The following is a 26,665-nucleotide window of genomic DNA, read 5'->3' as shown; positions in this document are numbered from 1 at the left end:
GCAGTGAAACGATGCATCGCCGATGGTAGTGTGGGGTTTCCCCATGTGAGAGTAGGTCATCGTCAAGATTCAATTCCAGAACCCCTATCTGCACACGCAGGTAGGGGTTTTGTCTTTATGGTCTCAGGCAAAAAACAAAACCCTGGGAGGCGTGTTCAAAAAGAGCTCCTGCGGGTACGCCTTGATTCAGGGCAATAAAAAACCACCGCAAAGGTGGTTTTATATAAGGGGGCGTTACTACTCGCCGCGATATTCACATCCACTGGTACAGGTTTCGTGGATACGAACCGCCGAGAGCTCAGGGAGCAGGGGTTTCAGTTCGTCCCAGATCCATTTCGCCAGATTTTCGCTGGTCGGGTTTTCCAGGCCAGGGATGTCGTTGAGATAGTTATGGTCCAGGCGTTCATACAGTGGCTTGAAGATGGCTTTGATCTCTGAGAAATCGCGTATCCAGCCAATATGAGGATCGACCTTGCCGGCCAGATGGATGCCTACCCGGAACGAATGTCCATGCAGACGACCACATTTGTGGCCTTCAGGCACATGAGGGAGTCGGTGTGCAGACTCGAAAGTAAACTCTTTGAAAATTTCCACTGTGTCTAAGCCCTGGGTAGATGGCGATCGCGCAAGCGATAAATGCAGGGGACGAGTTTAACAGCAATGCTTTCAAACACCATGCTTCGCTAGTGCAAGTAGATATGCAGTGATGGCATGTAGCCAGAGGGATTCAGCTTGAGTTAAGTTGATACCCGTATCTTGGTATCCGTAGAAAGCACCACTCGACGGAGCCCATAATGAAAAGACTGACAACGTTGCTGACTGCCGTAATGCTCACCGTACCTGCCGGGTTTGCCCTGGCACGTGATATCGGGCCGGATGAGGCCTTGCGCCTGAGGGATGCAGGCACCATCCAGTCTTTTGAAAAGCTCAATGAATACGCATTGTCCAAGCACCCTGGGGCAACTATTACCGAGACGGAGCTCGAAAACGAATACGGTAAATACGTTTACCAGATCGAATTGCGCGATACCGCAGGCGTTCAGTGGGACCTGAAAATAGACGCTGTCACCGGGCAGATATACAAGAACTATCAGGATAAGTAATGAAGGTCGAAAAGCGTCTCTGCGCAATCCTTGGTATGGGGCTGCTCTGTACTGCCGCCCATGCCAAGGACCTGAATCAGGACGAGGCACTCAATTTGCGGCAGCGCGGGGTGATCCTGCCTCTCGAGCAATTTATCGAGCAGGCGTTACAGCATCATCCAGGTGCCAAGTTGCTCGAGGCCGAACTGGAAGAAAAAAATAACATCTACGTTTATGAATTCGAATTGTTGACCACGCAAGGCGTTGTTCGCGAGCTCAAGTTCGATGCGCGTGACGGACGGCTCCTGAAAGACGAGGAAGATGATTGATGCGGCTATTACTGGTTGAAGACCATGTGCCTCTGGCAGATGAACTGATCTCTGCCCTTGGGCGTCAGGGTTATGCCGTGGATTGGCTGGCTGATGGCCGTGATGCGGTCTATCAGGGCGTAAGCGAGCCTTATGACCTGATTGTTCTGGACCTGGGGCTGCCCGGCCTTCCGGGCCTGGAAGTGCTTCAACAATGGCGTGCCAAAGGGCTGACCGCGCCTGTGCTGATTCTGACGGCCAGAGGTTCCTGGTCCGAACGCATAGAAGGCTTGAAAGCGGGTGCCGACGATTACCTGACCAAACCCTTTCATCCCGAAGAGCTGCAGCTGCGCATTCAGGCTCTGTTGCGCCGCTCCCATGGATTGGCCAACCAGCCGACTCTGGAGTCCGCAGGTCTCAATCTCGATGAAGGCCGGCAATGCGTCGTGCGTGACGGGGTGGACATCCAGTTGACGTCTGCCGAGTTCCGTCTGCTGCGTTACTTCATGCATCACCCGGAACAGATCCTTTCCAAGAGCCATCTTGCAGAGCATCTGTACGATGGCGAAAACGAACGCGACTCCAATGTGATAGAAGTCCATGTCAATCACCTCAGGCGCAAGCTTGGGCGTTCGGTGGTCACTACCCGTCGTGGCCAGGGTTATCTGTTCGGTGGTAATAACGCTTGAAGTCCATACAGAGGCGTCTGAGCCTCGGCCTCGTTGCAGTGCTGGTCGTCGTGGGTCTGGTGATGGCTCAGACCAGCCTGTACTTGTTTGAACTGGGTCTGCAACGTTATTTGGAAGCCGGACTGCGCAAGGAAAGCGAAAGCCTGCTGGTTGCTCTGGTTCGTGGTCCGGCGGGCATTCAACTGGATGAACAGCGCTTGTCTGCGGCCTATCAACGCCCGCTCTCCGGGCACTACTTCCGTCTGGATTTTACCGAGGGTTATTGGCGCTCCCGCTCGCTGTGGGATTTTGAATTGCCGAAACCCGTGGGGGCAGGTCTTCATTCTGATCTCGAGCTGGGACATACCGGGCAGTCGCTCCTGGTATGGAGTGCGGACTACCGGAAGTTCGGGCAGCAGATCACGGTAACGGTTGCGCAGGATTACACGCCCGTCAGAGCAAGCTTTCAGCGTATGCAGCAGATAGGTCTTGGATTCGGTCTGGCTGCACTGATCCTGGTGCTGGTTCTGCAGCGCGTCACCGTGCGCAGGGCCTTGCGTCCTCTGGAAACCGTGCGCGAGCAGATATTTCAATTGCAGCAAGGGCAACGCTCGCAACTGGACAATCAAGTCCCTCTCGAGCTTGAGCCTCTGGTGGCTCAGATCAACCATTTGCTTGCTCATACAGAAGACAGCCTCAAGCGTTCACGCAACGCCTTGGGTAACCTGGGGCATGCTCTCAAGACGCCCTTGGCTGTTCTGCTCAGCATGGCATCGAGCGAACAACTGGACGCCAATCCGGCCTTGCGCAAAACCCTGCACGAGCAACTGGAAAACATCCGGCTGCGCCTGGAGCGTGAATTGAATCGGGCTCGGTTGTCAGGGGATGCGCTGCCGGGCGCGCGTTTCGATTGCGATGCAGAATTGACCAGCCTGTTTTCGACACTGCGCATGATTCACGGCGAGCATCTGGACCTGATCAACGATGTTCAGAGCGGTCTGCATTTGCCCTGGGATCGTGAGGACATTCTCGAGTTGCTGGGCAACCTGCTGGATAACGCCTGCAAATGGGCTGACAGTGAAGTGCGCCTGAATATCGAGCCGCAAGGGCAGGGATTCACGCTGCTGGTCGACGACGATGGGCCGGGTATTCCCGAGTCTCGGCGTGCAGAGGTTTTCAGTCGTGGCACTCGTCTCGATGAGCAGATCACCGGGCATGGTCTGGGCTTGGGAATCGTGCGCGATATTGTCGAAGCATGGGGCGGCGATCTGCAATTGCTCACCAGCCCACAGGGTGGGCTGCGCGTGCGTATCGATCTGCCTGAGCGCACTTCTCCCTGACCTTGCGTGGAGTCAGTCTTTTCCTACAAAAAAACCGGGATGATATTAACTCCCGGTTTTTTTTGCCGATACATCCTGAAAGTCCTCCCTATAAAAACAACTGAATAGGCGAATCGTATGCGTCTGAGTCTGAAAGCCAAGGTTCTGTCACTGGCGGTATTGCCAGTGTTGCTGTTCGCTGTGGTAATCAGCGTGACCACAGTGTTTATCCTTCATCAACAAGCCGACAGAGAGGTCAGCGAGACAAGGGAGCGTTTGCTGACAGAGGCCCGGGCGACTCTTAAAAGTTATGTCGATATTGCCCTGAGCGGTATCAAGCCTATCTATGAAGCGTCGGCACAAGGCGACAATGCTGCCAGAGCCAGTGCGGTCAAACTGCTTTCTGCGGTCAGTTATGGCAAGGACGGTTATCTGTTCGGATACGACTCCGAAATCATACGTATCTTCCGTAGCAACAGTTCCGATGGTCTGGGCAAAAGCTTCAAGGAGGTTCGTGACCCCAGTGGCGTGTATCTCAACAGGGAACTGGTAGCGTCAGCCAAGACGGGCGACCACTACACCTATTACGCTTCTCCATTGCCAGGCAAGACCGAACCGGTTCCGAAAGTTGCTTACACCGAATATCTACCGAAATGGGATCTGGTCGTCGGCAGCTCAGTCAACCTCGAGAATGTCGAAGCCCAGGTGGCTGTGGTCAAGCAGAACGTCGAGGCACGCCTGTACGACATGCTGTACAGCATTGTGGGCATCACAGTGCTGGTACTGGTGATCATCAGCGTGATCGGCATTGTCATGACCGGCACTCTGTTGCGTCCCCTGCGTTTGATGAAAAACAACCTGGACGATATCGTCGCCGGTGAAGGCGATCTGACCCGCCGTCTGGCCATTACCAGCCAGGATGAACTTGGCGAGCTGGCAGGTTCGTTCAACCGGTTCGTCGACAAGATCCATGGCATCGTTCGTCAGATCACCGAGATGACCACGCAACTCACCGGGCTGGTCAGCGAAGTCTCTGATCAGGCACAGCGTTCGGAACTGGCCATGGATCGTCAGCGCCATGAAACCGATCAAGTGGCTACTGCCATCAACGAAATGTCTGCCGCTGCCCAGGAAGTCGCAAAAAGCGCTCAGAGTGCTTCCGTTGCTGCCCAGCAGACCGACGAACAAGGCAAGGCTGCCAAGCGGGTGGTCGATGGCAGCATCACGCAGATCCATGCCTTGGTAGAGGACATCCGCAAGAGCGGCTCATCGCTGGACAGTCTGCAGCAGGACGTATCATCGATTGTCAGTGTGCTGGGCGTCATTCGCTCCATTGCAGAGCAGACCAACCTGTTGGCACTCAACGCGGCAATCGAAGCGGCGAGGGCAGGGGAGGCCGGTCGGGGGTTCGCCGTGGTCGCCGATGAAGTCCGGGCACTGGCCAGCCGGACTCAGCAAAGCACCCAGGAAATCCAGGGCATGATCGACCGCCTGCAAAAGGGCACCGAAGAGGCGGTCGGTGCCATGCGCCGCTCCAGCGAGGCAGGCGACGGTACTTCAACCCAGGCCAACGATGCAGGCCTGTCGCTGGTGACCATCGGTGAACTGATCGCGACCATCAACTCGATGAACGCCCAGATCGCCAGTGCCGCTGAAGAACAGACCGCCGTGGCCGAGGAAATCAACCGCAGCGTCCACCAGATCGCCGTTGCAGTCGAAACGGTTGCAGACGAAACCCGTCAGGGCGCCCAGACCTCTCGCAGCCTGTTTGACCTTGGCAAGCGCCTGGGCGGGCTGGTCGCGCAGTTCCGCGTCTGACTCACTCAACACTGCCTGCCATGCGTACCGCATGGCAGGTACCTGGAAGGCCCCGCAGCAGGATCAATGCCTTTTGTTGAGCCTTAACAAGCAAGAGCCAATTCGTTCGCGATACGTCATCGAAGACGATCATCTTCTCTTGATGCAAGTTTCAGATAAGCCACCACCAGCCATGAACAGGCCAAAAAAAACCCTGCCGAAGCAGGGTTTTTCATTTCATCTTGAATCAGCCCGCAAGGCCTGCATTCAACACCAGATCCAGCAACGGTTGTGGGTACACACCCAGTACGAAGGTCAGGATGGCTACAGCCAGCAGCATGACGCCGCCTGTGCGCTGTGCCCAGTTGAAGGCTGCATCGTGGCGAGGCAGCTTGTTGTCGACCAGATACATCGTGACCATCACACGCAGGTAGTAGAACACGCCAATGGCGCTACCAATGATCAGTGCACCGAGCAGCCACCACAGCTGCGACTCGACGCCAGTGGCGATGATGTAGAACTTGCCGATGAAGCCGGCAGTCAGCGGGATACCCGCCAGAGACAGCATCATCAGGGTCATGACCGCAGTCAGGTAAGGACGACGCCAGAACAGACCGCGGTACTCGAACATTGCATCGGCATCGCGGCCACTGTACGGCGAGGACATCATGGTGATTACACCGAAGCTGCCCAGGGAGGTCAGTACATAAGTCGCCAGATAGACGCCGATTGCCTCGACAGCCATACCTTTGCTGGCAACCAGCGCGATCATCAGGTAACCGAAGTGAGCGATGGACGAGTAGCCCAGCAGACGCTTGAGGTTGTTCTGAGTCAGTGCCAGCAGGTTACCGACCAGAATCGAGGCGACGGCTATGACCGCAAGGACGTCATGCAACACACCGCTGCTGGCTGCCGGGGAGATCTGGAACAGGCGCACCAGTACAGCGAAAACCGCAACCTTGCTGGCGGTTGCCAGGAAAGCCGCAATCGGGGCAGGGGCACCCTCGTAGACGTCCGGGGTCCACAGGTGGAACGGAACCAGCGACAGTTTGAACGCCAGGCCCACGACCATCATGGCAAGGCCCAGGCTGGCCAGACCGCTTGGCATGCCGGTAGCGGCAATCGCCTTGCCGATACCGGCGAAGCTCAGGCTGCCTGCGTCTGCGTACAACAGCGCCATACCGAACAGCAGGAACGCCGAACCGGCCGCCGAGAGCACCATGTACTTGATGCCGCCTTCCAGAGAACGCTTGTTGAAGAAGGCATAAGCGACCAGACCGTAGACCGGCACCGACAACAGCTCCAGGCCGATGAACAGGCCAGCAAGATGCTGGGCGCTGACCAGCACCAGACCACCGAGAGCGGCCAGCAGGATCAACAGGTAAAGTTCTTCGCGATTGCCTGGGTAGCCTTTCTTGTCATCGCCCAGGTAGGCGTGCGCCATTGTCACGCATGCCAGGGTCGAGGCGAGGATGATTGCCATGTACAGGCAGGCGAAACTGTCGATCTGCAGCAAGGGCGTCACGGCCAGTGGCGCGACTTTCAGAGCAGGGTAAATCGACAGCAATGCCAGGTTGAGCCCTGCTACCGACAGCAGGAATGTTTGTGAGTGATTGCGGCGCCATGCGATGGCCAGCATCACCACCACGATGGTGAGGCTGGTAATCAGCAGTGGGGCAAGCGCAATAAAGTGTTGAATCGTCAGGTCCATAGCGCTCTTACCGGGCCGAAGCGAGTTGAGTGAAGGCAGTGCCTAGCCATTGCTGCACGCCGTGCATGGTCGCTGCCGAAGTATCGAGGAACGGCTGCGGGTAGACACCCAGCACGATCAGCAATACGGCAAGGCCCAGCACCATGATCAATTCCCGTCCATCCATGCCCTTGAGGATTTCCTCGGACTTGGAAGGGCCAAAGTAGGCGCGGTGGATCATGATCAGCGAGTAGACGGAACCGAACACCAGACCGGAAGTGGCGATGGCAGTGATCCATGGCGAGTGCACGAAAGCACCCAGCAGGATCAGGAACTCACCGACGAAGTTGCCTGTACCCGGCAGACCCAGAGAAGCGGCCGCGAAGAACAGGCTGATGGCAGGCAGGTAAGCGATGCGCGACCACAGGCCACCCATTTCACGCATGTCACGGGTATGCAGACGCTCGTACAACTGACCGCTGAGAATAAACAATGCAGCGGCCGACAGACCGTGAGCGATCATCTGAATGACCACGCCCTGCAGGGCATGCTGGCTGCCGGAGTAGATGCCGATCAGCACGAAGCCCATGTGCGAGACGCTGGAGAACGCGATCAGACGCTTGATGTCGGTCTGGGCGAACGCCAGGAAGGCACCGTAGAAGATACCGATCAGGCCGAGGGTCATTGCAATCGGTGCGAACTCTGCCGAAGCGTTGGGGAACAGTGGCAGTGCCAGACGCAGCAGGCCGTAGGCAGCGGTTTTCAGCAGGATACCGGCCAGGTCGACGGAACCGGCAGTCGGTGCCTGTGCGTGAGCATCCGGCAGCCAGGAGTGCAAAGGCACCACCGGCAGTTTCACCGCGAAAGCGATGAAGAAGCCCAGCATCAGAATGTACTCGGTGCCCGGTGTCAGTCTGGTCTTCAGCAGATCGGCATAAGCGAAGGTGATCACGCCGGTCTGGTTGAAGTGAACCAGCACCAGACCCAGGATCGCCACCAGCATGATCAGGCCGCTGGCCTGGGTGAAGATGAAGAACTTGGTCGCCGCGTAGATTCGAGTCTTCTTGCCGTCCGACGAACTATGACCCCAGAGCGCGATGAGGAAATACATCGGCACCAGCATCATTTCCCAGAAGAAGAAGAACAGGAACAGGTCGATGGCCAGGAACACGCCAACCACACCGCCGAGAATCCACATCAGGTTGAGGTGGAAGAAGCCGACGTTGCGCTGGATTTCCTTCCAGGAACACAGTACGGACAACACGCCGAGCAGACCGGTCAGCAGGATCATCAGCAACGACAGGCCGTCCAGCGCCAGGTGCAGACTGATGCCGAAGCGCGAAATCCACTGTTGGTGGAATTCCAGGGTCCAGGTCGGGTCAGCGCCAGGGGCCGGAGACAGGGTGTAGTCACCGACGCCCCACAGCCACAGGCCGATACCGAGCAACAGAGACATGGTCAGCAGCGCGATCCAGCGTGGCAGTGTGGCGCTGACGCGCTCACACAACCAGCACAGCAGGCCGCCGATAAAGGGGATCAGGATTAGCCAAGGCAGAATCATGACGGGCTCAATTCCTTTCGCAAATTCGCAAGGTTCATGTCAGACCGCAACCAGAACGACGGCACCAAGTACCAGAACGGCACCCACGGCTATCGAGGCAGCATACCAACGCAACTGGCCGGTCTCGGTACGGCTCATGGTCACATGGCCTCCCTTGACCAGACGCGGGATCAAACCGATGGTGCGGTCGAACGGATCGCTACGCAGCACATGGCTGATCGCCATATAAGGTTTGACGAACAGCTTGTCGTAGATCCAGTCGAAGCCCCATGCAGCGAACCACCAGGCTGACAGGAGACGGCCCGGGCCGCTGTTGGCGATAGCGGTTACCAGACGACGCTTGCCCAGGAACAGCAAGGCCGCCAGCAGGATACCGGCCAGGGCGATGGCGCCCGAGGCGATTTCCAGACTGTGCTTGGCTTCGCCGCCTGCATGACCGACGCTTTGTGGCAGGACACCGGCCAGTGGCGGGGTGATCATGGCGCCGATGAAGGTCGACAGCACGATCAGCACCGACAGTGGCAGCCAGTGAGCAATGCCATGACCGGCATGGGCTTCGGTCTTGGCTTCACCATGGAACGCGATGAAGATCAGGCGGAAGGTGTAGATCGAGGTCATGAATGCGCCGGCCAGACCTGCATACAGCAAACCGTTGTTACCGCTGGCGAAAGCTTCCCAGAGAATTTCGTCCTTGGAGTAGAAACCGGCTGTCAGCAGCGGCAGGGCAGCCAGGGCGGCACCACCGACGATGAAGCTGGCATAGGCCAGAGGCAGTTTCTTCCACAGGCCACCCATCTTGAAGATGTTCTGCTCGTGGTGGCAGGCAACGATCACCGCACCGGAAGCAAGGAACAGCAGCGCCTTGAAGAAGGCGTGGGTCATCAGGTGGAAGATCGCGCCTTCCCAGGCACCCACGCCCAGGGCCAGGAACATGTAGCCGATCTGGCTCATGGTCGAGTAGGCGAGGATACGTTTGATGTCGGTCTGTACCAGTGCTGCGAAACCTGCCAGAACCAGCGTCACGCCACCGACCACACCGACCAGATGCAGAATGTCCGGGGCCAGGGCGAACAGGCCGTGGGTACGGGCGATCAGATAAACGCCCGCGGTTACCATGGTTGCTGCGTGGATCAGTGCCGAAACCGGAGTAGGACCGGCCATCGCATCTGCCAGCCAGGTCTGCAGTGGCAGTTGTGCGGATTTACCGACAGCGCCGCCCAGCAGCATCAGGGTTGCCAGCACGATCCAGAAGTCACCGACCTTGAAGTGCTCGGGAGCACGAACCAGCAGTTCCTGGATGTTCAGCGTGCCCAGTTGCTGGAACAGAATGAACAGGCCGATGGCCATGAACACGTCGCCGATGCGGGTCACGATGAAGGCTTTCAGTGCAGCGTTACCGTTGTTGCGGTTGCTGTAGTAGAAACCGATCAACAGATAGCTGCACAGGCCCACGCCTTCCCAACCGAAGTAGATGAACAGCAGGTTGTCGCCCAGGATCAGGAACAGCATGCTGGCAATGAACAGGTTGGTGTAGGAGAAGAAGCGCGAGTAACCGGCTTCACCGCGCATGTACCAGGACGCGAACAGGTGGATCAGGAAGCCCACGCCAACCACCACGCCCAGCATGGTGACCGACAGGCCGTCCAGATACAGGGCGAAGTTAGGGCTGAAGCCATCCACGTTCATCCATTGCCACAGCACCTGGGTGTAATGACCACCCTCCGGCGGTGCAACGTTGAATTGCCAGATGACCCAGGCCGTGACCAGCGCTGAAAGGCCGATGGAGCCGACACCGATCAGGGCCGCAAGGTTTTCCGAGATGCGTCCACGGGAGAACGACAGCAGCAGGAAACCGATCAGGGGAAATACGAAAGTGAGAAAGAGTAGGTTCATCCGCGCATCTCGCTGGCAGCATCGATATCGAGAGTGTGGAAGCGGCGATACAGCTGCATCAGGATCGCCAGGCCAATACTGGCCTCGGCAGCGGCGAGGGTGATCACCAGGATGAACATGACCTGTCCATCCGGTTGTGCCCAGCGGCTACCGGCAACGACGAACGCCAGAGCAGATGCGTTCATCATGATTTCCAGGCTCATCAACACAAAAAGAATGTTGCGGCGCACTATCAGGCCGACCAGGCCAAGACAGAACAGGACCCCGGCGACAGCCAGGCCATGTTCCAGAGGGATAGCATTCATTGGCTTGGCTCCTTGGTGTCGGTGCGGCCCAGATGGAAGGCCGTCACGGCTGCGGCAAGCAGCAGCATCGAGGCCAGTTCCACCACCAGCAGATAAGGCCCGAACAGGCTGATACCGACTGCCTTGGCGTCGACTGTGGTGTGACCGACGCCAGCGCCGGTCGGGTTGGCGAACAATACGTACAGCAGTTCAGCCAGCAGCAGAGTGCCGAGAATCACCGGCCCCACCCAGATACCGGGCTTGAGCCACGCACGTTCCTGCTGAACCGAGGCCGGGCCCAGGTTCAGCATCATCACCACAAACACGAACAGGACCATGATTGCGCCCGCATAGGCGATGACTTCCAGAACGCCGGCGAACGGTGCGCCGAGACTGAAAAAGGTCATTGCCACCGCGATCAGCGAAATGATCAGGTAGAGCAGGGCGTGCACCGGGTTCGTGTTCGTGATCACCCGCAGGGTGGACACGACGGCGATGCCGGATGCGAAATAGAAAGCGAATTCCATCTTTACTTCCTTAAGGCAGCAAGCTCTTGACGTTGATCGGCTCGGCTTCGTTCTGTGCAGAGCCCTTGGGCTTGCCAGCGATGGCCATACCGGCGACGCGATAGAAGTTATAGTCGGGGTTCTTGCCGGGGCCGGAGATCAGCAGATCTTCTTTCTCGTAAACCAGATCCTGACGTTTGAACTCGGCCATCTCGAAATCCGGAGTCAGCTGGATTGCGGTGGTCGGGCAGGCTTCTTCGCACAGGCCGCAGAAAATGCAACGCGAGAAGTTGATGCGGAAAAAGTCCGGGTACCAGCGGCCGTCTTCGGTTTCGGCCTTCTGCAATGAAATGCAACCGACCGGGCAAGCCACGGCGCACAGGTTGCAGGCCACGCAGCGCTCTTCGCCGTCGGGGTCGCGGGTCAGAACGATACGGCCACGATAACGGGGTGGCAGATAAACCGGCTCTTCCGGATATTGCAGGGTGTCGCGTTTGCGGAAGCCATGACCGAAAACCATTATCAGGCTGCGCAACTGGGTACCGGTACCCTTAACGATGTCGCCAATATATTTGAACATGGGTCAAATCCTCACTGAACCGAGCCTGCCGGCGTGTTCAACAACACGATCGCGGCAGTCACCAGCAAATTGATCAGGGTCAGCGGCAGACAGAATTTCCAGCTGAAGTCCATTACCTGGTCATAGCGCGGACGCGGGATGGAAGCGCGCAGCAGGATGAACAGCATGATGAAGAACGCGGTCTTCAGAGCGAACCAGACGAAGGACAGTTGCGGCAGGATGCCGAAAGGACCGTGCCAGCCACCGAAGAACAGAGTCACCAGCAGCGCCGAGATCAGGATGATCCCGATGTACTCGCCCACGAAGAACATGCCCCACTTCATGCCGGCATATTCAATGTGGTAACCGTCGGCCAGTTCCTGTTCCGCTTCCGGCTGGTCGAAGGGATGACGGTGAGTCACGGCAACGCCTGCGATGAAGAACGTACAGAAGCCGAAGAACTGCGGAATGATGAACCACAGGTTCTGTGCCTGATATTCAACGATGTCGCGCATGTTGAACGAGCCGACCTGAACCACGATGCCCATCAGCGCCAGACCCATGAACACTTCATAGGATACGGTTTGCGCCGAAGCACGCAGGCTGCCGAGCAGGGCGTACTTGTTGTTACTCGACCAGCCGGCGAACAGCACGGCGTAGACCGAAAGACCGGCCATGGCAAAGAAGAACAGCAGGCCGATGTTCAGATCCGCCACGCCCCAGGTCGGGGTGATCGGGATGATTGCGAAGGCAATCAGCAAGGCGCTCATGGCCACGATCGGTGCCAGGGTGAAAATCACCTTGTCGGCAAACGGCGGTGTCCAGTCTTCCTTGAAGAACATTTTCAGCATGTCGGCAGCGATCTGGAACATGCCGAACGGGCCAACGCGGTTCGGACCGTAACGGTCCTGCCACCAGCCCAGCAGGCGACGCTCGACGAAGCTCAGCAGCGCGCCGCAGACCACGACCGCCAGCAGCACGACAATGGCTTTGAGGACCGCGAAGATGGTGTCGATCACATCGGGAGTGAACCAGCTCATTGTGCTGCCTCCTGAAGACCGTCAACCGTCTTGCCGAAGACCGCCGCAGGAATACCTGCCAGACCTACCGGCAATGCCACCAGACCTGCACCCAGCTCTTCATTGATGCGCAGCGGCAGACGCAGGGTCTTGCCGGCAACGTTCAAGGAGAGCAGGGCACCTTCGTTGACGCCTAGGCGGTCGGCTTCGGACTTGGCCAGTGCAACATAGGCGGCCGGGATGCGTTCCTGGACCGGAGCGGCTTTCGAAGAGTTCTCTTCGCTGCCGAACAGGTGATAGAACGGCACCACCTGCCATGTGCCCTGGGCAGGCGAGAAGGCGCGCGGAACGCTGGAGAACCAGTTCAGGTTGTCGCCCTGGCTTTCGATCAGACGAACACCCGGATCACCTGCGCGCAAGTGACCACCGACTTCGTCCTGGAACTTGTTCCAGGCCTGAGGCGAGTTCCAGCCCGGAGACCAGGCGAAAGGCACTTGCTGACGAGGTTCGGCGGAACCCGAGTACCCTTCCATGGAGAAGGCGAACGCGGTGTCCTGGTCTTGCGGAGTACGAGGCTCATGCACGCTGATATTGGCGCGCATGGCGGTACGGCCGCTGTAACGCAGCGGTTCGCGAGCCAGTTTCATGCCTTTGATACGGAACGCAGCAGAAGGCGCGGCATTGATGATGCCCGCCAGTTGCGTGCTGCTTTGTGCGCAGGCAGCGGTGACGTGGTCCAGCTGGGTCCAGTCCACCGGCTTGTTCAGCAGGGTAGCGCGCAGGGCATGCAGCCAGCGCCAGCCTTCGTGGACCAGAATGCTGGCGTCCAGATAAGTCGGGTCGAACACCTGGAAGAAGCGCTGGGCGCGGCCTTCCAGACTTACCAGAGTACCGTCGCCTTCGGCGAAGCTGGCTGCTGGCAGCACCAGATGTGCACGGTCGCCCGTTGCAGTCTTCTGATGGTCGGCCACGATCACCACTTTGGCGGCGCTCAGGGCAGCATCGACCTTGGCGGCATCGGTACGGGTGTACAGATCGTTTTCCAGCACGACGATGGCGTCAGCCTTGCCGTCGATCACGGCCTGCAGGGCGGCATCCACCGACTCGCCACCCAGCAGGGCCAGGCCCAGGCTGTTGGCTTCCGGCACGATCAGGCTGATGGAGCCTTCTTTCTCGCGCAGTTTCAGGGCCTTGGCGATGTTCGCTGCGGCTTCGATCAGGGCCTTGGAGCCCAGGGAAGTACCGGCAATGATCAGCGGGCGTTTGGCCGCCAGCAGAGAGTCGGCAATGCGCTTGGCCAGCTCCAGAGCTTCGGCTTCCAGGCCTTCGACGGCAGGTGCGCTGGCGTCCAGGGCGTGAGCCACGGCAAAACCGATGCGAGCCAGGTCGTCTGGAGCGGCGTGTACACACTCTTCGGCGACATCGTCGAGTTTTGTTTCAGCCAGGCTGGCGATAAACAGCGGGTTCAGCGCGTGCTGGCCGATGTTTTTCACAGCAGCATTGAGCCATGGCTGAACGCGCATGGCGTCGGCCATCTCTTCAGCCTTGCCCTTGACCGACTGACGCAGGGCCAGGGCCACACGTGCGGCGGTCTGGGTCAGGTCTTCACCGAGGACGAAAATTGCATCGTGGTCTTCGATGTCGCGCAGGGTAGGGATCGGCAGCGGGCTGTCTTTGAGCACCTGAGCCACCAGACGGATACGCTCCAGCTCGCTGGCTTCGATACCCGAGTAGAAGTGCTCGGCACCTACCAGTTCGCGCAGTGCGTAGTTGCTTTCCAGGCTGGCGCGTGGCGAGCCGATACCGACGATGTTACGGCCGCGCAGCAGGTCGGCTGCCGTATCCAGCGCTGCGTCCAGGCTCAGTTTGCTGCCATCTGCCAGCAGAGGCTGACGCGGACGGTCTTCGCGGTTGACGTAGCCATAGCCGAAGCGACCACGGTCACACAGGAAATACTGGTTCACCGAGCCGTTGAAACGGTTTTCGATACGACGCAGTTCGCCGTAACGCTCACCCGGGCTGATGTTGCAACCGCTGGAGCAGCCATGGCAGATGCTCGGCGAGAACTGCATGTCCCATTTACGGTTGTAGCGCTCGGAGTGAGTCTTGTCGGTGAACACACCGGTCGGGCAGACCTCGGTCAGGTTGCCGGAGAACTCGCTTTCCAGCACGCCATCTTCGACACGGCCGAAGTACACGTTGTCGTGAGCGCCGAAAACGCCCAGATCGGTGCCGCCGGCGTAGTCCTTGTAGAAACGCACGCAACGGTAGCAGGCGATGCAGCGGTTCATCTCGTGAGCGATGAACGGGCCGAGTTCCTGGTTCTGGTGGGTACGCTTGGTGAAGCGATAACGACGCTCGTTGTGACCGGTCATCACGGTCATGTCCTGCAGGTGGCAGTGACCGCCTTCCTCGCAGACCGGGCAGTCGTGCGGGTGGTTGGTCATCAGCCACTCGACGACGCTGGCCCGGAAGGCCTTGGATTCTTCATCGTCGATGGAGATCCAGGTGTTGTCGGTGGCCGGGGTCATGCAGGACATGACGATGCGACCACGGGTGTCGTTCTCGTCGTTGTACTGCTTGACCGCGCACTGGCGACAGGCGCCAACGCTGCCAAGGGCGGGATGCCAGCAGAAATAAGGAATGTCGAGGCCCAGCGACAGACATGCCTGTAACAGGTTGTCTGCCCCGTCGACTTCGAGCGCTTTGCCGTCTACGTGGATAGTGGCCATGGTTCAAAGTTCTTCGTTGGCCCGGTGTCAGCGGGCGTGGCTAATGGAATCTTGTTATTCGTGCGACTCGAAACAGCCTTTGGGGGCGCTGTCGCACGATGGATGAAGGGCAGGGCCCTTCACCTTGAAAGGGTCATGCGCCGACGATGATCGGTCGTGCCTGGGGCGGAACGGCGGCGCTGGTGGGCGCGATGCCGGCCTCGAACTCCGGGCGGAAATACTTGATTGCGCTGCCCAATGGCTCCACGGCTCCCGGTGCGTGAGCACAGAAGGTCTTGCCTGGGCCGAGGAAACCGACCAGACCGAGCAGCGTTTCGATATCGCCGGCTTGTCCCTGGCCTTTTTCCAGCGCACGCAGAAGCTTGACGCTCCATGGCAGGCCGTCGCGGCAAGGGGTGCAGAAACCACAGGATTCGCGGGCGAAGAACTCTTCCATGTTGCGCAGCAGGGACACCATGTTGATGCTGTCGTCTACCGCCATGGCCAGACCGGTGCCCATACGGGTTCCGACCTTGGCGATGCCGCCAGCGTACATTTGCGCATCCAGGTGTTCCGGCAACAGGAAACCGGTACCGGCACCGCCTGGCTGCCAGCACTTGAGCTTGTAGCCGTCGCGCATGCCACCGGCATAGTCCTCGAAGAGTTCGCGAGCGGTGACGCCGAACGGCAGTTCCCACAGGCCCGGGTTCTTCACTTTGCCGGAGAAGCCCATCAGCTTGGTGCCGTGGTCTTCACTGCCTTCGCGAGCGAGGGATTTGTACCAGTCGACGCCATTACCGATGATGGCCGGTACGTTGCACAGGGTTTCGACGTTGTTCACGCAGGTCGGCTTGCCCCATACGCCGACAGCGGCGGGGAAGGGCGGCTTGGAGCGCGGGTTGGCGCGACGGCCTTCCAGGGAGTTGATCAGTGCGGTTTCTTCACCACAGATGTAACGCCCGGCGCCGGTGTGGACGAACAGCTCGAAATCGAAGCCGCTGCCCAGAATGTTCTTGCCCAGCAGGCCCGCTGCCTTGGCTTCTTCCACGGCACGGTTCAGGTGTCTGGCGGCGGTGGTGTACTCGCCGCGCAGGAAGATGTAGCCACGGTAGGTTTTCAGTGCGCGGGCACTGATCAGCATGCCTTCGATCAGCAGATGGGGCAGTTGCTCCATCAGCATGCGGTCTTTCCAGGTGTTGGGCTCCATTTCATCCGCGTTGCACAGCAGGTAGCGGATGTTCATGGATTCGTCTTTGGGCATCAGGCCCCATTTCACACCCGTAGGGAAGCCGGCACCGCCGCGTCCCTTGAGGCCTGCATCCTTGACGGTCTGGACGATGTCGTCCTGAGACAGGTCGGCGAATGCCTTGCGGGCTGCCGCGTAACCGTTCTTGGCCTGGTACTCGTCGAGCCAGACCGGCTCGGCGTCGTCACGCAGACGCCAGGTCAGCGGATGGGTTTCTGCACTGCGCGCGATGCGGTTGGCAGGGCCGAAGGAAGTCAGGGTCATACGTAGCCCTCCAGCAGTTTGGCAACGCCAGCAGGCTGTACGTCACCGAAAGTGTCGTCGTCGATCATCAGTGCCGGAGCCTTGTCGCAGTTGCCCAGGCAGCAGACCGGCAGCAGCGTGAAACGGCCGTCTGGAGTGGTCTGGCCCAGGCCGATGCCCAGCTTGCTCTGGATTTCGCCAACGACCGACTCATGGCCGCCGATGTAGCAGACCATGCTGTCGCAGACGCGAATGATGTGACGGCCGACCGGCTGGCGGAAGATCTGGCTGTAGAACGTTGCCACACCTTCGACGTCGCTGGCTGGAATGCCGAGGATCTCGCCGATCGCGTAGATGGCGCCATCCGGCACCCAGCCACGTTCCTTCTGGACGATCTTGAGGGCTTCGATGGACGCCGCGCGCGGGTCTTCGTAGTGATGCAGCTCGTGCTCGATGGCCGAGCGCTCTGTTTCGCTCAGGGCGAAACGGTCTGTCTGGATAAGCGTGCTGTTCATGCTTAGCGGTCCACGTCGGCCATAACGAAATCGATGCTACCCAGGTACGCGATCAAGTCCGCGACCATGCTGCCTTTGATCACCGAAGGGATCTGTTGCAGGTGCGGGTAACTTGGAGTGCGGATCCGGGTACGGTAGCTCATGGTGCCGCCGTCGCTCGTCAGGTAATAACTGTTGATGCCCTTGGTCGCTTCGATCATCTGGAAGGATTCGTTGGCCGGCATGACCGGGCCCCACGAAACCTGCAGGAAGTGCGTGATCAGGGTTTCGATGTGCTGCAGGGTGCGTTCCTTGGGCGGCGGCGTGGTCAGCGGGTGATCCGCCTTGTACGGGCCTTCCGGCATGTTGCGCATGCACTGGTCGATGATCCTGATGCTCTGGCGCATCTCTTCGACGCGGACCATGCAGCGGTCATAGGCATCGCCATTGGACGCAAGCGGGACTTCGAATTCGAAGTTTTCGTAGCCGGAGTAAGGGCGCGCCTTGCGCAGGTCAAAATCACAGCCGGTGGAACGCAGGCCTGCACCGGTGACGCCCCATTCCAGGGCCTCTTTGGTGTTATAGGCAGCAACGCCGATGGTACGACCTTTGAGAATGCTGTTGTGCAGGGCTGCCTTGGTGTATTCGTCCAGGCGTTTTGGCAGCCAGTCGACGAATTCCTTGACCAGTTTTTCCCAGCCGCGTGGCAGGTCGTGTGCTACACCGCCGATGCGATACCAGGCCGGGTGCAGACGGAAGCCGGTGATGGCCTCGATGACCTTGTAGGCTCTCTGACGGTCGGTAAAGGTGAAGAATACCGGGGTCATAGCACCGACGTCCTGGATGTAGGTACCCAGGAACAGCAGGTGGCTGGTGATCCGGAAGAACTCGGCCATCATGATGCGGATGGTGTCGACCTTCTCGGGTACCTTGATGCCTGCCAGCTTCTCGACCGAAAGCACGTAGGGCAGGTTGTTCATCACCCCGCCCAGGTAGTCGATACGGTCGGTGTACGGAATGAAGCTGTGCCAGGACTGACGCTCGGCCATCTTCTCGGCACCACGGTGGTGGTAACCGATATCCGGAACGCAGTCGACGATCTCTTCGCCGTCCAGTTGCAGGATGATACGGAACGCACCGTGGGCCGAAGGGTGGTTCGGACCCAGGTTGAGGAACATGTAGTCCTCGTTCTCGCCGGAGCGCTTCATGCCCCAGTCTTCCGGACGGAAGCGTGCGGCTTCCTCTTCCAGTTGCTGTTTGGCCAGGCTCAGGCTGTACGGATCGAACTCTGTGGCGCGAGCCGGGAAGTCCTTGCGCAGCGGGTGACCTTCCCAGGTCGGAGGCATCATGATGCGGCTCAGGTGCGGGTGGCCCGGGAAATCGATCCCGAACATGTCCCACACTTCACGCTCGTACCAGTTGGCGTTGGGCCAGATGCCGGTGACGCTTGGCAGGCTCAGGTCGCTTTCGGACAGGGCCACCTTGATCATCACGTCACTGTTACGCTCTACCGAAAGCAGGTGGTAGAACACCGTGAAATCGGCATCGGGCAGGCCGCGACGATGGGTGCGCAGGCGCTCATCGACACCGTGCAGGTCGTAGAGCATGGAGTAGGGCTTGCTCACCTGGCGCAGGAACTTCAGCACCTCGACCAGATGGGCGCGTGCGACCCACAGCACCGGCATGCCGGTACGGGTCGGCTGTGCCGTGAAGGCTTCGGCGCCAAAGCGGTTGTTCAATTCTACGACGACGTCTTGGTCGTCAGCCTTGTAAGGCGGGATGTACAGAGCGGTGTCTGCAGTCATAGGTCTCAATCACTTCGGTCAACGTACAGAATCAACCCGTTCTTGTCTTTTTTATAAGAAGAACGGGCTGGATCAGACTTCGTCGGGGCTGCGCAGGTTGGTGACCTGGATGCGCTGTTCGCGGCGCTGTTCCTTTTGCGACGGCATTTCGGCGCGATACACGCCTTGATCGCCGACGACCCAGGAAAGAGGGCGACGCTCCTGGCCAATGGATTCCTGCAGCAGCATCAAGCCTTGCAGAAATGCCTCTGGGCGGGGCGGGCAGCCGGGCACGTACACATCGACAGGAAGGAACTTGTCCACGCCCTGCACCACAGAGTAGATGTCGTACATGCCACCGGAGTTGGCGCACGAACCCATGGAGATGACCCACTTGGGCTCAAGCATTTGCTCGTAGAGACGCTGGATGATCGGTGCCATCTTGATGAAGCAGGTCCCGGCAACAACCATGAAATCCGCCTGACGCGGCGATGCCCGGATGACTTCGGCGCCGAAGCGGGCGATGTCGTGGGGCGCCGTGAAGGCGGTAGTCATTTCCACATAGCAACACGACAGGCCGAAGTTGTACGGCCACAGGGAGTTTTTACGCCCCCAGTTGACCGCGCCGTTCAGCACGTCTTCAAGTTTGCCCATGTAGATGTTTTTGTGGACCTGATCTTCTAACGGATCGGAAACGGTCTCCCGTTTGCCGATTGGATACTGCTCATTAGGAGCATCCGGGTCGATCCTGGTGAGATTGTATTGCATCGCCAAAGCCTCATTGTTTTAGCTTCGCTTGCCGTTTACGGCGACCTTCAGGAGCCCAATCCAGCGCTCCAACCCGCCATAGGTAGACAAGACCTGCCAACAGAATTGCTATGAAAACGAGTGCTTCGACGAATCCGGTCCAGCCGCTTTCGCGGACGGACACAGACCAGGCAAAGAGAAAAAGGGCTTCAATGTCAAAGATCACGAAGAGCATCGCGACCAGATAGAATTTTGCGGAGAGTCGCAGGCGCGCACTGCCGGTAGGCAGCATGCCGGATTCGAAAGGTTCGTTCTTGCTGCGGCCCCAGGCCTTGCTTCCCAGCAGGCTTGAGAGACCGAGCATGAAGGCACAAAGACCGACAACACCGAGAAGGAAAATGGCGAAGCCCCAGTTGTGGGCAATCAAACCTGTCGTTTCGGTCATGCTGGCAGTCCTTGGAATAGAGAGCAAAGGTCTCTGTGCTTGATAAAGAGTGAGTCCGTGACGATATGTCGCAGAGGGAGCATCGGATTGATTTTATGTGCAAATACTTGGCAAGTAAATTTTCTACATCAAAATTATTTAATGAATTAATCGGAATCCGGGGGCGTGAATGGCTGCAGGGCTTGCAGGCTGGGCATTGCCAAGGTTTTAACCATTTATTTTTCTTAATAGGGAAAAGCAATAAAAGGAAATTTGAATGATAATTGATATCATTTGAATGAGCCTTTTTAGTTTGCCGGGGTGTTTGCTGCTCCTGTTCTGTTTTAGTTGGGGCATTACAGTTGTATCACCACCCACCGCATCAAAGCTTGTCCCGGATCAATGCAGGGTGCCCGGATAGAAAAACAGGCCGCCCCGAAGGGGCGACCTGTTGGTCTTTTCAGCAGCTTCGCAAATCAGTGGAACTGCTCTTCCTCGGTGGAGCCTTTCAATGCGGTAACCGATGAAGTGCCGCCCTGAATCACGGTGGTCATGTCGTCAAAATAGCCGGTGCCCACTTCCTGCTGGTGAGCCACGAAGGTGTAGCCCTTGGCGGCGTCGGCGAACTCCTGTTCCTGCAGCTTCACATAGGCGGTCATGTCGTTGCGGGCATAGTCGTGCGCCAGGTTGAACATGCTGTGCCACATGTTGTGAATGCCGGCCAGGGTGATGAACTGGTGCTTGTAGCCCATGGCCGAGAGCTCACGCTGGAATTTGGCGATGGTGGCATCGTCCAGATTCTTCTTCCAGTTGAAGGAAGGCGAGCAGTTGTAGGAGAGCAACTGATCCGGGTATTCCTTCTTGATGGCTTCGGCGAAGCGGCGTGCTTCGTCCAGATCCGGCTTGGCCGTTTCGCACCAGATCAGGTCCGCATAGGGCGCGTAAGCCAGGCCGCGGGAGATGGCCTGATCCAGTCCGGCGCGCACCTTGTAGAAGCCTTCCTGAGTGCGGGTGCCGGTGACGAAAGGTTTGTCGTAAGGATCGCAGTCGGAGGTCAGCAGGTCGGCGGCGTTGGCGTCGGTCCGGGCCAGAATGATGGTCGGTACGCCGGCGACGTCGGCGGCCAGGCGAGCGGCCACCAGTTTCTGCACGGCTTCCTGGGTGGGGACCAGCACTTTGCCGCCCATGTGGCCGCATTTCTTGACCGATGCCAGCTGGTCTTCGAAGTGCACGCCCGCTGCGCCGGCTTCGATCATGCTTTTCATCAGCTCATAAGCATTCAGCACGCCGCCAAAACCTGCCTCGGCATCGGCCACGATCGGAGCGAAATAGTCGATATAGCCTTCATCGCCCGGGTTCTTGCCGGCTTTCCACTGGATCTGGTCTGCGCGGCGGAACGAGTTGTTGATGCGCTTGACCACGGTCGGGACCGAGTCCACCGGGTACAGCGACTGGTCGGGGTACATGGATTCGGCAGAGTTGTTATCGGCGGCCACCTGCCAGCCCGAGAGGTAGATCGCCTGTATGCCTGCCTTGACCTGCTGTACCGCCTGGCCGCCGGTCAGGGCGCCCATGCAGTTGACGAAGTCCTTGTCCGGACGGAAAGACGGCCTGGCACCTTGCGTGACCAGATTCCAGAGCTTGTCTGCGCCCATTTTTGCGAAGGTGTGTTCAGGTTGAACCGAGCCACGCAGGCGGACGACATCAGCAGCAGAATAGGTACGGGTCACGTTTTTCCAGCGCGGATTTTCAGCCCAGTCTTTCTCGAGAGCCGCTATTTGTTGTTCGCGTGTCAGTGCCATGGAGATAAACCTCATTGTCAGGTTTTGGTTGGAAGATCCTGCTCCGCCAAAACGCCTCGTTTATCGAGGGCACGGTAGATGGCTGCTCGCTGCCCGGAGGTCTGCAATGGGCGCGGTGACGACGGGTGAGCGAAGGGTTCAAGAGGGGAGGGAGAAGGTCCGGATGGCCTGAGTGAGCACTCGGGCTCGTGGATGCCTTTGTGCTTCGCTCGCAAGAGCTGTCCGATCAACCGTCAACGTTTCCGTCCCTTGGGACAACTTCGTTCCAGTCGTAACCTTGTCAAACTGCCTTGTGGGCGGTATCGACAGGAATCGGCTCAGGCTTAGAGCGTCGATCCTGAGGCTTTTTGAAGGCCTCCGATTAGCGGGAGCGAGGCAATCATGCCTCGCTCTTTTTTACCCGTCAAACGTTTTGTAGTGCTTTTTTAGATTCACTACATTTCTCTCTGGATACGACCGTATGGTCACGAAAAGCCCCGCCGGTGCTGGGCTGCGTGCCATTGCCGGTTATTCGAGGCTTTCTACCTTGACCCGCAGAGTCATGTCGTCGCGACCTTGGGTGGAGTAGCGCTGGGCAATGCCGCGCTGATCGGCCACGGATTGATCGCTCGAGGCTGCAAGAGTGATCCATTCGCCGAGGCGACCGCTGACCTGACTGTCGGTGCTCTGGACCTTGATGGCGTCCGGGCGCTCCTGACTCAGGCGGTCACGATTGGTGCTGATGTTCAGATGGACGATGTCGCCGGTGACGCTGGCCGTGACATAGAAACCCTGGGTGACATTGCGATATTCGGTATTGCTCTGCGGATAGCCGTAACCGTCCGTACGGGTGGTGGTCAACGGGACGCTCTGGCCGGTCTGGATCAGGGCTGGCGTGCCTTCGGTGGCCTGTACCTGCTGGACACCGCCGTCGCGGCTGGAGGTGCCGTAGCTGATGATTCGTGAAGGATTGGCGCCGTTACTGGTGCGGGCCGCACTGTCGCTGGTGTCGACGCTGATGAGCAGGCGCTTGGGTGCAGTATCCAGTTGCGAGATCAGGGCGCGAAGTTCTTCGATCTTGCGCGATTCTGCATTGACGATCAGTTGATTGCCGTAGGCGCTGACCGAGCCGTCCGCTCCCAGGAAGGACTTGGCGACCGGCAGCAGATCTGCGCTGGTGCGGTAGTTGAGCGGGACGATTTCGGTGGCTGCCAGCGTGCAGGTACTGAATGCGACAAGCAATGAGGTGAGCAGGGTGCGTAACAACATGTCCAATCTCCGCGATGGGCGCGTAAAAACCGAGTGTGCCACTTTGTCGGCCAGGGGTGGGTACAAGTTGAACTGGCAGATGGCAAAACGCCCCGGCATTTCCTGTTTCAGCATAGTCATGCCGCAGGAAAATGACGGGGCGCAACCTCATGTAGTGCCTTGAAAAGCGCCTACAAAATGCTCTGGATCAGGCCTGACGCACCATGTCGACGTGAGGCAGGCCGGCTTCGAGAAACTCGTCGCTGACCACGGTGAAACCAAAGCGCTGGTAGAACGCAACGGCCTGGACCTGCGCACTGAGCTTCTGTTGCTTCAGGCCGCGTGTCTGTGCCTCCTCGAGGATGGCTGTCAGCAGCATTTCTCCGGCTTTCAGGCCGCGCCAGTCCTTGAGGACCGACAGACGACCGATCTCGCCGTCTGGCAGCAGGCGTGCCGTACCGACGGCATAATCGCCTTCGCGGGCCAGAAAATGTATGGCGTCGCTATCCTCCGAGTCCCATTCCAGTTCCGGTGGTACCGATTGCTCGGAAATGAACACGGCTTCACGAATACGCCGGATATCGGCGTTATTCTTCTGCCAGTCCGCGACGGATACAGTGATTTTATTCATCGGCAAATCCCAGGCTTCCTTGTTTTACGAGTTCGCAAATCAGATTGCGTCCCTCTTCATCGGCCAACCATTGGCCGAGGTTTTCGCTGTGCAGCGAATCGGCCGCACAAATCAGTTTAAGCAATTCGCGCAGGTTGCCTGGCAGAAGACGACTCTGGCCACTGGCGAACAGTAGCAGATCGTCATCAACTTCAGACCAGGCCAGACGTGCGCTCGGGTTACGAATGAGAACTGCGCCCTGTTCCAGGCTGTCGAGCAGGTCTTCTTCTTCCAGTTCGGGGCCAGTGACCAGTTCCGGGTAGCGAGGCTCGGTCATGAACTGGCCGAACCAGGTCAGCAGCAGGCGTTCGTCGCTCATGTGCTCGGCCAGCAGCGCCTTGAGGCGATCGAGGGCGTCGTGCTGGATCTGGTGCGGATCGCTGACAGGCTGTGCGTCGGCGTCGGTGTAGCGCTCTTCATCCGGGATGAACTGGCTGAGGAAGTCGGTGAAGTGGGTCAGGACTTCGGCGGCACTCGGGGCGCGGAAACCCACCGAGTAGGTCAGGCAGTCATCCACGGCAACGCCGCAGTGGGCGAGGCGCGGTGGCAGATAGAGCATGTCGCCGGGCTCCAGGGTCCACTCGTCGGTGGTCTGGAAGTCTGCGAGGATGCGCAGGTCGGCGTGCTGCAGCAGCGGGCTCTCGGCGTCGCACATCTGGCCGATCTGCCAGTGGCGCTTGCCATGGCCTTGCAGCAGGAAGACGTCGTAGTTGTCGAAGTGCGGACCGACGCTGCCGCCCGGCGCGGCGTAGCTGATCATGACATCGTCGATGCGCCAGCTTGGCAGGAAGCGGAAGTTTTCCAGCAATTCGCTGACTTCAGGTACGAATTGATCCACGGCCTGGACCAGAAGGGTCCATTCGCGTTCCGGCATCTTGCTGAAGTCGTCTTCGGAAAACGGACCGCGGCGCAGTTCCCATGGACGCTCGCCGTTTTCGATGATCAGTCGGGATTCGACTTCTTCTTCCAGGGCAAGGCCGGCCAGTTCGTCGGGATCGATCGGGCTTTGGAAATCCGGCATCGCCTGACGGATCAGGAGGGGCTTTTTCTGCCAGTAGTCACGCAGGAAAACACGCGCGCTCATGCCACCCAGAAGTTGAAGAGGAATATCAGGATTCATTTGTAAGCCCTTGAAATAAAAACGCCCGGCACAGCCGGGCGTGTGCAAAAGTTGCTGCAGGTCAGATGCGCTTGGCTTGTGCCACGGCATTGCCGATGTAATTGGCCGGGGTCAGCTTCTTCAGCTCGGCCTTGGCCTCGGCTGGCATGTCCAGGCCGTCGATGAAAGTTTGCAGTGCTTCAGGGCTGATGCCCTTGCCACGTGTCAGCTCTTTCAGTTTTTCGTACGGGTTTTCGATGTTGTAGCGGCGCATGACGGTCTGGATCGGCTCTGCCAGAACTTCCCAGCATGCGTCCAGATCGGCCGCGATACGCTGTTCGTTCAGTTCCAGCTTGCCGATGCCCTTGAGGCTGGCTTCGTAGGCAATGACGCTATGGGCAAAGCCCACGCCCAGGTTGCGCAGCACAGTGGAGTCGGTCAGGTCGCGCTGCCAGCGGGAGATCGGCAGTTTGCTCGCCAGATGCTGGAACAGTGCGTTGGCGATGCCCAGGTTGCCTTCGGAGTTTTCGAAGTCGATCGGGTTGACCTTGTGCGGCATGGTCGACGAGCCGATTTCACCGGCAATGGTGCGCTGCTTGAAGTAGCCCAGGGAAATGTAACCCCAGATATCGCGATCGAAGTCGATCAGGATGGTGTTGAAGCGTGCAATGGCGTCGAACAGCTCGGCGATGTAGTCGTGCGGTTCGATCTGGGTGGTATAGGGGTTGAAGCCCAGGCCCAGCTCGTCTTCGATGAAGGCGCGTGCGTTGGCTTCCCAGTCGATGTCTGCATAGGCCGACAGGTGCGCGTTGTAGTTGCCGACCGCACCGTTGATCTTGCCGAGCAGGGGGACTGCGGCGATCTGGGCGATCTGGCGCTCCAGGCGATAGACGACGTTGGCCAGTTCCTTGCCCAGGGTGGTCGGGGAAGCTGGCTGGCCGTGGGTGCGCGACAGCATCGGCACGTCGGCGAAGCGCTGGGCCAGTTCACGGATGGCATCGGCGATCTGGCGCATCAGCGGCAGCATCACGTTGTCGCGACCTTCGCGCAGCATCAGGGCGTGGGACAGGTTGTTGATGTCTTCGCTGGTGCAGGCGAAGTGGATGAACTCGCTGACCTTGTCCAGCTCGGGCAGCTTGGCAGCCTGTTCCTTGAGCAGGTATTCCACGGCCTTGACGTCGTGGTTGGTGGTGCGTTCGATTTCTTTCACGCGCTCGGCGTGTTCCACGGAGAAGTCTTCGGCCAGTGCATTGAGAATGGCGTTGGCTTCTGCGGAAAACGGCGGTACTTCGCTGATTTGCGGGTGAGCTGCCAGGCGCTGGAGCCAGCGAACTTCAACCATCACGCGAAAGCGGATCAGGCCGTATTCGCTGAAAATACGGCGCAGGGCCTGGGTTTTGCCGGCGTAGCGGCCATCAACAGGGGAAACCGCAGTGAGCGAAGAAAGCTGCATGGGGTGGTCTCGAACAGTCGGGCAACGAAAAGGGGCGCATATCATACATGAAATTTCAGTCCGACTGGGTCGGACTGAC

Annotated in this window: 24 protein-coding genes and 1 pseudogene; 6 read left to right on the top strand and 19 right to left on the bottom strand. The window is 58.8% G+C overall.

Features of this window, described 5'->3' with window-relative positions:
• Positions 1-237: 237 nt before the first annotated feature.
• Complete coding sequence (gene queD, locus JSY17_RS19385) at positions 238-594, bottom strand: 6-carboxytetrahydropterin synthase QueD (RefSeq protein ID WP_206402736.1); 357 nt, start codon at positions 592-594, stop codon at positions 238-240.
• 200 nt (positions 595-794) lie between these two features.
• Here queD and JSY17_RS19380 point away from each other — a divergent pair, with 200 nt between their 5' ends.
• The 6 genes and pseudogenes from JSY17_RS19380 (at position 795) to JSY17_RS26120 (ending at position 5,195) form a co-directional block, all read left to right on the top strand.
• On the top strand, positions 795-1,103 hold the full coding sequence (locus tag JSY17_RS19380; RefSeq protein ID WP_122371677.1) for a PepSY domain-containing protein: 309 nt from the start codon (positions 795-797) through the stop codon (positions 1,101-1,103).
• Positions 1,103-1,411, top strand: a complete 309-nt coding sequence (locus tag JSY17_RS19375; RefSeq protein WP_117186777.1) for a PepSY domain-containing protein — start codon at positions 1,103-1,105, stop codon at positions 1,409-1,411. The genes JSY17_RS19380 and JSY17_RS19375 overlap by 1 nt, the downstream gene beginning before the upstream one ends.
• Positions 1,411-2,079 carry a response regulator transcription factor gene (locus tag JSY17_RS19370; protein ID WP_117167044.1) on the top strand — a complete coding sequence of 223 codons (669 nt, stop codon included), beginning with the start codon at positions 1,411-1,413 and terminating at the stop codon, positions 2,077-2,079. Before JSY17_RS19375 ends, JSY17_RS19370 begins: the two co-directional genes overlap by 1 nt.
• The gene (locus JSY17_RS19365; RefSeq protein WP_117184534.1) at positions 2,076-3,398 is read left to right on the top strand and encodes an ATP-binding protein; all 1,323 of its coding nucleotides are present in this window, start codon (positions 2,076-2,078) and stop codon (positions 3,396-3,398) included. The genes JSY17_RS19370 and JSY17_RS19365 overlap by 4 nt, the downstream gene beginning before the upstream one ends.
• A 117-nt stretch (positions 3,399-3,515) precedes the next feature.
• A pseudogene (locus JSY17_RS26125) lies at positions 3,516-4,337 on the top strand (cache domain-containing protein); the annotation flags it as partial.
• A gap of 36 nt (positions 4,338-4,373) precedes the next feature.
• On the top strand, positions 4,374-5,195 hold the full coding sequence (locus tag JSY17_RS26120) for a methyl-accepting chemotaxis protein (protein ID WP_404823358.1): 822 nt from the start codon (positions 4,374-4,376) through the stop codon (positions 5,193-5,195).
• Positions 5,196-5,421: 226 nt separating this feature from the next.
• Here JSY17_RS26120 and nuoN read toward each other — a convergent pair whose 3' ends face one another.
• The 18 genes from nuoN to purB form a co-directional block, all read right to left on the bottom strand.
• Positions 5,422-6,885: an NADH-quinone oxidoreductase subunit NuoN gene (gene nuoN / locus JSY17_RS19355; RefSeq protein ID WP_117167047.1), complete on the bottom strand. Its 1,464-nt coding sequence runs from the start codon at positions 6,883-6,885 to the stop codon at positions 5,422-5,424.
• A 7-nt stretch (positions 6,886-6,892) separates the two neighbouring features.
• Positions 6,893-8,425 carry an NADH-quinone oxidoreductase subunit M gene (gene nuoM / locus JSY17_RS19350; RefSeq protein ID WP_117167048.1) on the bottom strand — a complete coding sequence of 511 codons (1,533 nt, stop codon included), beginning with the start codon at positions 8,423-8,425 and terminating at the stop codon, positions 6,893-6,895.
• 39 nt (positions 8,426-8,464) lie between these two features.
• Positions 8,465-10,318, bottom strand: coding sequence for an NADH-quinone oxidoreductase subunit L (gene nuoL, locus JSY17_RS19345; RefSeq protein WP_206402737.1), 1,854 nt, complete (start codon positions 10,316-10,318; stop codon positions 8,465-8,467).
• Positions 10,315-10,623, bottom strand: coding sequence for an NADH-quinone oxidoreductase subunit NuoK (gene nuoK, locus JSY17_RS19340; RefSeq protein WP_025259471.1), 309 nt, complete (start codon positions 10,621-10,623; stop codon positions 10,315-10,317). The genes nuoL and nuoK overlap by 4 nt, the downstream gene beginning before the upstream one ends.
• Positions 10,620-11,129, bottom strand: a complete 510-nt coding sequence (gene nuoJ, locus JSY17_RS19335; RefSeq protein ID WP_025259472.1) for an NADH-quinone oxidoreductase subunit J — start codon at positions 11,127-11,129, stop codon at positions 10,620-10,622. The genes nuoK and nuoJ overlap by 4 nt, the downstream gene beginning before the upstream one ends.
• 10 nt (positions 11,130-11,139) lie before the next feature.
• Entirely contained in the window at positions 11,140-11,688 is a 549-nt protein-coding gene (gene nuoI, locus JSY17_RS19330; protein WP_025259473.1) for an NADH-quinone oxidoreductase subunit NuoI, read from the bottom strand.
• Positions 11,689-11,699: 11 nt separating this feature from the next.
• Positions 11,700-12,707 carry an NADH-quinone oxidoreductase subunit NuoH gene (nuoH, locus tag JSY17_RS19325; protein ID WP_117167051.1) on the bottom strand — a complete coding sequence of 336 codons (1,008 nt, stop codon included), beginning with the start codon at positions 12,705-12,707 and terminating at the stop codon, positions 11,700-11,702.
• Complete coding sequence (gene nuoG, locus JSY17_RS19320; RefSeq protein ID WP_200980286.1) at positions 12,704-15,418, bottom strand: NADH-quinone oxidoreductase subunit NuoG; 2,715 nt, start codon at positions 15,416-15,418, stop codon at positions 12,704-12,706. The genes nuoH and nuoG overlap by 4 nt, the downstream gene beginning before the upstream one ends.
• Before the next feature lie 133 nt (positions 15,419-15,551).
• A complete protein-coding gene (nuoF, locus tag JSY17_RS19315; RefSeq protein WP_117167053.1) occupies positions 15,552-16,907 on the bottom strand; it encodes an NADH-quinone oxidoreductase subunit NuoF in 1,356 nt (451 codons plus the stop codon).
• Complete coding sequence (nuoE, locus tag JSY17_RS19310; protein WP_117167054.1) at positions 16,904-17,401, bottom strand: NADH-quinone oxidoreductase subunit NuoE; 498 nt, start codon at positions 17,399-17,401, stop codon at positions 16,904-16,906. Before nuoE ends, nuoF begins: the two co-directional genes overlap by 4 nt.
• Positions 17,402-17,403: 2 nt before the next feature.
• Positions 17,404-19,185: an NADH-quinone oxidoreductase subunit C/D gene (gene nuoC, locus JSY17_RS19305; RefSeq protein WP_117184530.1), complete on the bottom strand. Its 1,782-nt coding sequence runs from the start codon at positions 19,183-19,185 to the stop codon at positions 17,404-17,406.
• 72 nt (positions 19,186-19,257) lie between these two features.
• Complete coding sequence (locus JSY17_RS19300) at positions 19,258-19,932, bottom strand: NuoB/complex I 20 kDa subunit family protein (protein ID WP_117167056.1); 675 nt, start codon at positions 19,930-19,932, stop codon at positions 19,258-19,260.
• 10 nt (positions 19,933-19,942) lie between these two features.
• Positions 19,943-20,356, bottom strand: a complete 414-nt coding sequence (locus tag JSY17_RS19295; RefSeq protein ID WP_117167057.1) for an NADH-quinone oxidoreductase subunit A — start codon at positions 20,354-20,356, stop codon at positions 19,943-19,945.
• Positions 20,357-20,811: 455 nt separating this feature from the next.
• Positions 20,812-22,137 carry an isocitrate lyase gene (aceA, locus tag JSY17_RS19290; RefSeq protein WP_117167058.1) on the bottom strand — a complete coding sequence of 442 codons (1,326 nt, stop codon included), beginning with the start codon at positions 22,135-22,137 and terminating at the stop codon, positions 20,812-20,814.
• Positions 22,138-22,644: 507 nt separating this feature from the next.
• Positions 22,645-23,385 (bottom strand): secretin N-terminal domain-containing protein, encoded by a 741-nt coding sequence (locus JSY17_RS19285; protein WP_117167100.1) that lies wholly within the window; start codon positions 23,383-23,385, stop codon positions 22,645-22,647.
• A gap of 187 nt (positions 23,386-23,572) precedes the next feature.
• A complete protein-coding gene (locus JSY17_RS19280) occupies positions 23,573-23,995 on the bottom strand; it encodes a GNAT family N-acetyltransferase (protein ID WP_117167059.1) in 423 nt (140 codons plus the stop codon).
• Positions 23,988-25,154 (bottom strand): ribosomal protein uL16 3-hydroxylase, encoded by a 1,167-nt coding sequence (locus tag JSY17_RS19275; protein ID WP_117182852.1) that lies wholly within the window; start codon positions 25,152-25,154, stop codon positions 23,988-23,990. Before JSY17_RS19275 ends, JSY17_RS19280 begins: the two co-directional genes overlap by 8 nt.
• A 61-nt stretch (positions 25,155-25,215) precedes the next feature.
• On the bottom strand, positions 25,216-26,586 hold the full coding sequence (gene purB / locus JSY17_RS19270; RefSeq protein ID WP_206402738.1) for an adenylosuccinate lyase: 1,371 nt from the start codon (positions 26,584-26,586) through the stop codon (positions 25,216-25,218).
• Positions 26,587-26,665: the final 79 nt, after the last annotated feature.

The sequence above is a fragment of the Pseudomonas capsici genome (assembly GCF_017165765.1).
GTDB lineage: Bacteria > Pseudomonadota > Gammaproteobacteria > Pseudomonadales > Pseudomonadaceae > Aquipseudomonas > Aquipseudomonas capsici.
The sequence above is the reverse complement of the archived record's forward strand: the minus strand, read 5'-3'. Positions and strand labels throughout refer to the sequence as shown.